The 6,726-nt window shown below is 42.4% G+C and carries 7 protein-coding genes; 1 reads left to right on the top strand and 6 read right to left on the bottom strand.

Annotated features, from left to right (window positions below):
• Positions 1-374: 374 nt before the first annotated feature.
• Both L4C32_RS19940 and L4C32_RS19935 read right to left on the bottom strand, forming a co-directional pair.
• Positions 375-644, bottom strand: a complete 270-nt coding sequence (locus L4C32_RS19940; protein WP_428198644.1) for a YfcL family protein — start codon at positions 642-644, stop codon at positions 375-377.
• Between the two features lie 27 nt (positions 645-671).
• A complete protein-coding gene (locus L4C32_RS19935; RefSeq protein WP_428198643.1) occupies positions 672-1,541 on the bottom strand; it encodes a MurR/RpiR family transcriptional regulator in 870 nt (289 codons plus the stop codon).
• A 243-nt stretch (positions 1,542-1,784) separates the two neighbouring features.
• Here L4C32_RS19935 and L4C32_RS19930 point away from each other — a divergent pair, with 243 nt between their 5' ends.
• Positions 1,785-2,681 (top strand): dihydrodipicolinate synthase family protein, encoded by an 897-nt coding sequence (locus tag L4C32_RS19930; protein WP_428198642.1) that lies wholly within the window; start codon positions 1,785-1,787, stop codon positions 2,679-2,681.
• A 53-nt stretch (positions 2,682-2,734) separates the two neighbouring features.
• Here L4C32_RS19930 and L4C32_RS19925 read toward each other — a convergent pair whose 3' ends face one another.
• The 4 genes from L4C32_RS19925 to L4C32_RS19910 all read right to left on the bottom strand — a co-directional run bounded on the left by L4C32_RS19925 (position 2,735) and on the right by L4C32_RS19910 (position 6,549).
• Positions 2,735-3,613 (bottom strand): N-acetylmannosamine kinase, encoded by an 879-nt coding sequence (locus L4C32_RS19925; protein WP_428198641.1) that lies wholly within the window; start codon positions 3,611-3,613, stop codon positions 2,735-2,737.
• A complete protein-coding gene (locus L4C32_RS19920) occupies positions 3,610-4,317 on the bottom strand; it encodes an N-acetylmannosamine-6-phosphate 2-epimerase (RefSeq protein WP_428198640.1) in 708 nt (235 codons plus the stop codon). The genes L4C32_RS19925 and L4C32_RS19920 overlap by 4 nt, the downstream gene beginning before the upstream one ends.
• 115 nt (positions 4,318-4,432) lie before the next feature.
• Positions 4,433-5,599, bottom strand: a complete 1,167-nt coding sequence (locus L4C32_RS19915; protein WP_428198639.1) for an N-acetylneuraminate epimerase — start codon at positions 5,597-5,599, stop codon at positions 4,433-4,435.
• Positions 5,600-5,712: 113 nt separating this feature from the next.
• On the bottom strand, positions 5,713-6,549 hold the full coding sequence (locus L4C32_RS19910; protein ID WP_428198638.1) for a GDSL-type esterase/lipase family protein: 837 nt from the start codon (positions 6,547-6,549) through the stop codon (positions 5,713-5,715).
• Positions 6,550-6,726 lie beyond the last annotated feature (177 nt).

Below are 6,726 nucleotides of genomic sequence, written 5' to 3'. Positions count from 1 at the left end.
GGATATAATGGCGCAAAGCGCACCAAATACTTTAATCTTAAATGATATTTTGTTCATAACACTCGACTTCCTCTGCCCAAAAACTGCTCATTGCATCGTTATTCAGTAACAATATTTAATGAGACCATTATATCTATTTGCTTAGTACCAAATCGGCTGGTTACACAAAAAATAAAGGCAGATCACTAAATAAAAATGGTTTTAAAGGTTTTTATTGAGAAAGTTTAATGTTAACTATTGATTATTAATAATAATTTATATATTTATTATAAATTACAAAACTTAATAATAAGAGGTTTACGGGAAGGTAGTATTGAAAAAGCGACCCCCTTAACAGAAAATGATGTCACTTTTTCTCTATGTAAATAAGTGTATTAGGCAGATACCTTCGAGACGAGATCAAGCCAAATAGCATTAACAATTTGTTGATCAGCAGGAGTCAGTTCTGATTTAGCATCATGAAGGCTTTGCACTATTTTCTGAGTGAACACGGTAAATTCCGTAATTTCATTCGCTTCACAGTCTGCCGCTGATAATGAAATGTGTCCGCGTAAATAACCACCAGCAAAGAGTTCATCATCAGATGCTGTCGCAACTTGTTGATCAATAAGTTCTAACAGCTGTTCTTCATATTGCACAATCATTTTAGTTACTACCTTCTTTATTCAGGACTACGAGTCTAATGCTTTGGTTGTTTTTAATTTACGGTCTTGTGAGCCCGCTACATCATCTTTAACGATGAGAGTATAAAGCAAATCAAGAACAAAAAGTTGAGATATTTTGGTTCCAATTGAATCCCCCTGTAAATGCCCTTGACGGTTCCCATTCACTAACACAAAGTCAGCTTGCGCGGCTATCGCTGAGCGAGGATTATGAGTTAATGCAACCGTTGTTGCCCCAGACTCTCTGGCTAACCTAAGCGCTTTGGTCGTCTCGACTGAGCTTCCTGAATGGCTTAACCCAATAGCTAAGTCCCCTTTTTGCAGCAACGAGGCTTTCATATACATAAAGTGGTTATTATTCAGCGCATCAACATTAAAGCCGATTCGCATAAACTTATTCTTCGCCTCTTCAGCGGTAATTCCTGATGAACCTATACCAAAAAAGTAGATCCCTTTCCCCTGTTTAATGGCCTGAGCAACCTGCTCTAAGGTGGAAAAATTGAGTAAGCTGAGGGTTTCAGATAGAACATTATCAATCGTATTTTGCAGCTTTTGCCCAATGAGTTCTGCGCTGTCATTTTGAGCAATATCGGTATCAAGAATCGAACGTTCATTCTGTTGACTGGTGGAGATCTCAATGGCCAGTTCCATTTTGAACTGTTGGAAACCTTTAAACCCTAAAGTTCGGCAAAAGCGAATGATCGTGGCTTCGCCAACATTAACCGCTTGAGAGAGTTCTGCAATAGAGAGCTTGGTCACTTGTTGTGAGTTGGCTATCACATAGTCTGATATCCTTTTTTCTGAAGGGGTCAAACTATCACGTAAGCTACTCATCGTGACAATCACCTTCCTGCTCTTCCCTAATGCACTGCTGCTCATTTTAATTCTCTCTATTTAGACACTGCGGTAAATCTTACACCATGCATTGACTTTGTGAAGTAAAACTCCATTATTTCGATAACCCACTGGCTGTGCCTAGGATCACAGTTTCACTTTTTTATGCTACCAATCACTATTAATCTATTGCCTCAGGTGCCTCCGCTCCATAATATAAGCTAAACTCCACAAATAAACACAATGATGAAGTTTTACTTCTATTTAAATGCTTACTAAGGAACCATAATGGAAAAGCTCACTGGATTAATTGCCGCACCGCATACCCCGTTTTCCGCTGATGGCTCTGTCAATTACTCAGAAATTGAGAAAATTGCCTGCCATTTAATTAACGATAACGTAAACGGTATCTATATTTGTGGTACCACAGGTGAAGGTATTCACTGCTCTGTGGATGAGCGTAAAAAGATTGCTGAAACGTGGGTTGCCGCTTCTAAAGGCGCACTTAAGATCACGGTACATACAGGTGCATTGAGCATTGTCGATACCCTTGAGCTTACTCGCCATGCGGACACCCTCGATATTTTTGCCACTTCCGCTATTGGACCTTGCTTCTTTAAGCCAGGCTCCGTAGATGATCTTATTGATTACTGCGCTGAAGTTGCTGCTGCTGCCCCTTCGAAAGGCTTTTACTACTACCACTCAGGCATGTCCGGCGTAAACTTGGATATGGAGCAGTTTTTGATTAAAGCTGAATCAAGAATTCCAAATCTCTTCGGTATTAAATTTAACAGTGGTGATCTCTACGAATATCAGCGCTGCCTACGAGCATGTGACGGGAAGTTTGATATCCCATTTGGTGTGGATGAGTTCCTACCGGCCGCACTCGCCGTAGGCGCAATCGGAGCAGTTGGCAGTACGTATAACTATGCGGCTCCGCAATTCCATAAAATCATTGAGGACTTCAATCAAGGTAAGCATCAACAGGTCATCAAAGGCATGGATAATGTGATTGCACTGATTCGTGTCTTGGTAGAATTCGGTGGTGTCGCGGCAGGTAAAGCGGCCATGGGTCTGCATGATATTGATGCTGGGGATCCACGTCTGCCACTCAAAGCACTAACGACAGAACAAAAAGAGACCGTCGTGACCAGAATGAAAGCTGCCGATTTCCTCGTAAATTAGTTCAATAAACCAAATCCAAGGGGATATCACTTCACGTGATATCCCCTTTTTTATTATAAACTCTGCAGTTGCGACCACAATGCGACACCAATTAAACCGGCATCGGCACCCGCTTTAGCACGGACTATTTTAGGTTGATAGATAGGTGGCATTACTGATACATAATCGTTAACCAAGTCTAAGTACCCCTCCGCCAAACCGACACTGCCTCCTAACACAACCGCATCTAAATCTAAGGTAATCGTCAGGTCAGCAATTAAGTTGGCAATGGTTTTTGCTGAATGTTCAACAATCTCTTTTGCTTGCACATCTCCGCTTAAAAACAGAGCGTAGGCCTCTTTTCCTGATGAGACGCCACCTATACGCTCTTTTGCGTATTGTGCTATGGCAGTACCCGAGGCGATCGTTTCAACACAACCTATTCGGCCACAACCACACTGTTTCCCATTTGGATCAGCTTGCATGTGTCCAGCATGCCCTGCAATTCCTCGCGCACCTGTCATCAAGTTTCCATTAAGTACAATACCGGCACCAACGCCTGTTGAGACCGTAATAAATACCATCGCTTGAATGTGACTATCTAGCTGCTTAAATTCAGCCCAAGCCGCCGCCTGCGCATCATTAATCGCCAATACAGGTAGACGGGTAATCAAGGTTAATGCCTCTACCAATGGAAACTGATCTAATCCACCTAAATTGGCTGGATTCAAGGCAGTAAGTACACCATTATTAATAATTCCAGTGGACGCCACGGCAACGTAATCGGCCATGGGTATAAGAGGTTGTAACAAGCCGCTAAGTGCATCTATCAGCTGCTGAGGCGATTGTGAATGGGGGGTTTCACACTGCACCCTCTGTACAATAAGACCCTCTTTTACAATTGCTGCGGCTAATTTTGTACCACCAATATCTATCGCTAAACAGTGTTTCATACCATGACCTTTGATGACTCCATCACCGCTTTGTTCACTTCACTCTTAAACCAGCCACAAATGTGTTCCACTCGAGTAATCGCAGAACCGACGGTGACACAGTGAGCTCCTAACTCAATCGCTTTACGCGCTAGCTGTGGGGAATTATATCGTCCTTCAGCCATCACCGTACACCCTTGCGCTTGCAGTTGTGTCACGAGATCAAAATCAGGCTCTGTGGGAGTCACATCAGTAGTATAACCAGAAAGAGTGGAACCGATGATCTCGACGCCCATCGATTTGCAATATAACCCTTCCTCTAGGCTTGAACAGTCTGCCATTGCTAAACAACCAACACGATGAATCTCTTCGATTAACGCCGCGACTGACACAGGTCGAGGACGATCCGTTGCATCTATGGCAATAATATCAGCACCCGCCTCTTGAAGTGCTCTAACATCCTCGATGAAAGGGGTAATACGTACTTCTGAATCAAGCAAATCACGCTTCACAATACCAATAATGGGTACCGTCACATTAGGGCGTACTGCTTTAAGGTTCTCGACACCTTCAATTCTTAATCCCGCTGCACCACCAATCACGGATGCTTGCGCCATTGCAGAAACAATCACTGGGTGATCCATTGGGCCATCATCCACTGGCTGGCAAGATGCGACAAATCCATGGCGCAGAGTAGCTAAAATAGGTTGAGCACTAGGATTCATAAAATACTCCAAAAATCAATCCAGTTGCGAAGTTTAACTCCATCATACAGATAGCGGAGTAAAACTTCATTGGTAAAAATAGAAATAATGATCAACTCCACAATAAAGCTGATCGTTAATCGGTTATTGAGACTCCCGACTCATTAAGCGTGACAAGAAATACATCATTTAATGCTTCTCTTTTTTTATTCTCGCCTCCGACTACCAAAATGCCCTCTGGTAAAGTGAATGAAGCGCCATAGGCCATCCCTTTTGGAAGGTCATTAACCTGCTTCCATTGGCTTCCATTCATGACATAGACTTCAGGGTTATAGGCTTTAGAAAGACCGTTATGAGCAAAAAGTCCTCCCTGTTCGAATTGATCTCTAGCGCCATGGAAGTTAGCGCCTCCCATCACCACTAATGCGTCACCAATTTTTCCTGCATAAGCACCCGCTACCCCCTCTTGTAGAGATTGTCCTGCAGGTTTTGGCAGGGCTGACATCGTTTTCCAAGTCACATTGCCATCACTCACCTGAATTGATTTCACTTCTGCCGTTCTCAAGCCTGGTTTTATTTCACCACTGACTAATGTGGCCGTATTCTGTTCAAGCACCAACGCTGACCCGCAATTAGGGATATAGGGAGAGGTCCCTAAATCACGCCACTTATTCTCGGCAGCCGAATAACTTAATACTTGAGTATTCCAACGATAATCTTGAGGCTTCATCCCCATGTAATCATCAACAATTTTCTGCCATTTAACCGGGTCAGTTTTTTTATCAACCGCCGTAATGTCTGAAAGGTACGTATCAAACAGAGATTTGTTATAGCCGCCAACAACAATCACTTCACCATTGTTATTGGTATAAGATGACGCGCCTAGTAGACCGACAGGAGAGCTGGTTTTCTCTTCCGCCCACCGACTGTTTTTAATGTCAAAGCTGTAGACTGAGTTGAAAATGATGGGGGCTCGGTCAGATGCATTAACTTTACCTGCCCCACCAAAAATCATTATTTTTCCATTAGTGACTGTGGCTGTCGCTCCATTTCGTGCTGGGCCAATAAAGTCAGGCAGCTGTTGCCACCCCTGATCCACATTATCCAAATCTAATGTGTAGAGGTGTTGACCTGCAGAGCCTAAGCCAACAAAAAGTTGTCCGTCGGACTGGACTGCAACACCGCTTTTTATGCCCTCTGGTAAATTTGGCCATTTCTCATTGGCTGCAAGCAACTGTGTAGAACAGATCGCGGCAGATAGGAGTAAAAGTGTTTTTGCAGATCGATATATCGGGTTATTCATGAGTATCTCCATACGCTTAGTAACGTTATTACAAGGGGAAGCATTCCACCGTGTAAATTTCCTTTGTTAACTTCTAAACAACAAAAATTTTCTTCATTTAATGACAAAAAAAACTATTTCGTCAGTTTACTAATAATCACTTCTAGCCACTGTTGATAAGCCAATGCATTTAAATGCAAGTCATCACAACTGTACATCGGCGCTAAATGTCCATTTGGGCATAACACACGGGTTAGGTCGATGTAGTTCGCGCCCAGTGTCTGGCACATTTTTCTTAATTGATTATTTAACTCAATAATCTGTGGATTGAGATGCGCTAATCGTTTACCGACAAACAGAGTGGATTGAACATTCACCTCAATCTCTTTCTCAGTCCAAGTCTGCACAATGTCACTGTAGTGTTGAACGATGTCGCAAACAGAAATACCTTTTGCTAAATCGTTTACTCCCGCCATCACAAACACCGTTTTAGGTTCTAATAACAGGCTATCTTGCACTCTCCCTAACATCCCTTTTGTGGTATCACCCGCGATACCACGATTGGTGATGTTAAGAGTAGGAAAGGCATCCCCCCATGGACCCCACTCTGTTAATGAATCACCAAACATCAACACATCAGTCGGCTTTAAAAACTGTCGGTGACAATCTGTCACCTGAAGGTAACGACTGTGGCTTTGGGCACTGTTCAACGCCACCAATGATTGATAACTCAATGTGAATTTTTGTTCAGTGGAGAGATCAACAGGCAAGGATTGCAAGATTGGCAACAGTTGATTATTGAGACATAAGTCCGTTAATTGAGGGTCACTTTCTACAAGAACAGAGATAACTTCATTGATGATATCCAGACAAGAGATAGGCGCCAATTGTAGATAAAGCTGTTCAATATTTATGGCGCCATCACGGTCATATTGGTCATTGACCAAATCTCTTATGTGGGAACTTTTCATTTTTAAGTCGCTATATAGTAGTAATTTATAGGTAAAACACCCAATCTTGCTTGTAAAAGTATTTAATGGTTATTTCAATCACTTCATCAATCTAGTTGTATTTGATCAAATATTGAAAGCCATTTATTTAAGATTACGTTCACTTTTTGTCCATGATCACAAAACTGATATTACCTA

It is taken from the genome of Aliivibrio kagoshimensis, from assembly GCF_050337105.1.
Lineage (GTDB): Bacteria > Pseudomonadota > Gammaproteobacteria > Enterobacterales > Vibrionaceae > Aliivibrio_A > Aliivibrio_A kagoshimensis.
The sequence above is the reverse complement of the archived record's forward strand: the minus strand, read 5'-3'. Positions and strand labels throughout refer to the sequence as shown.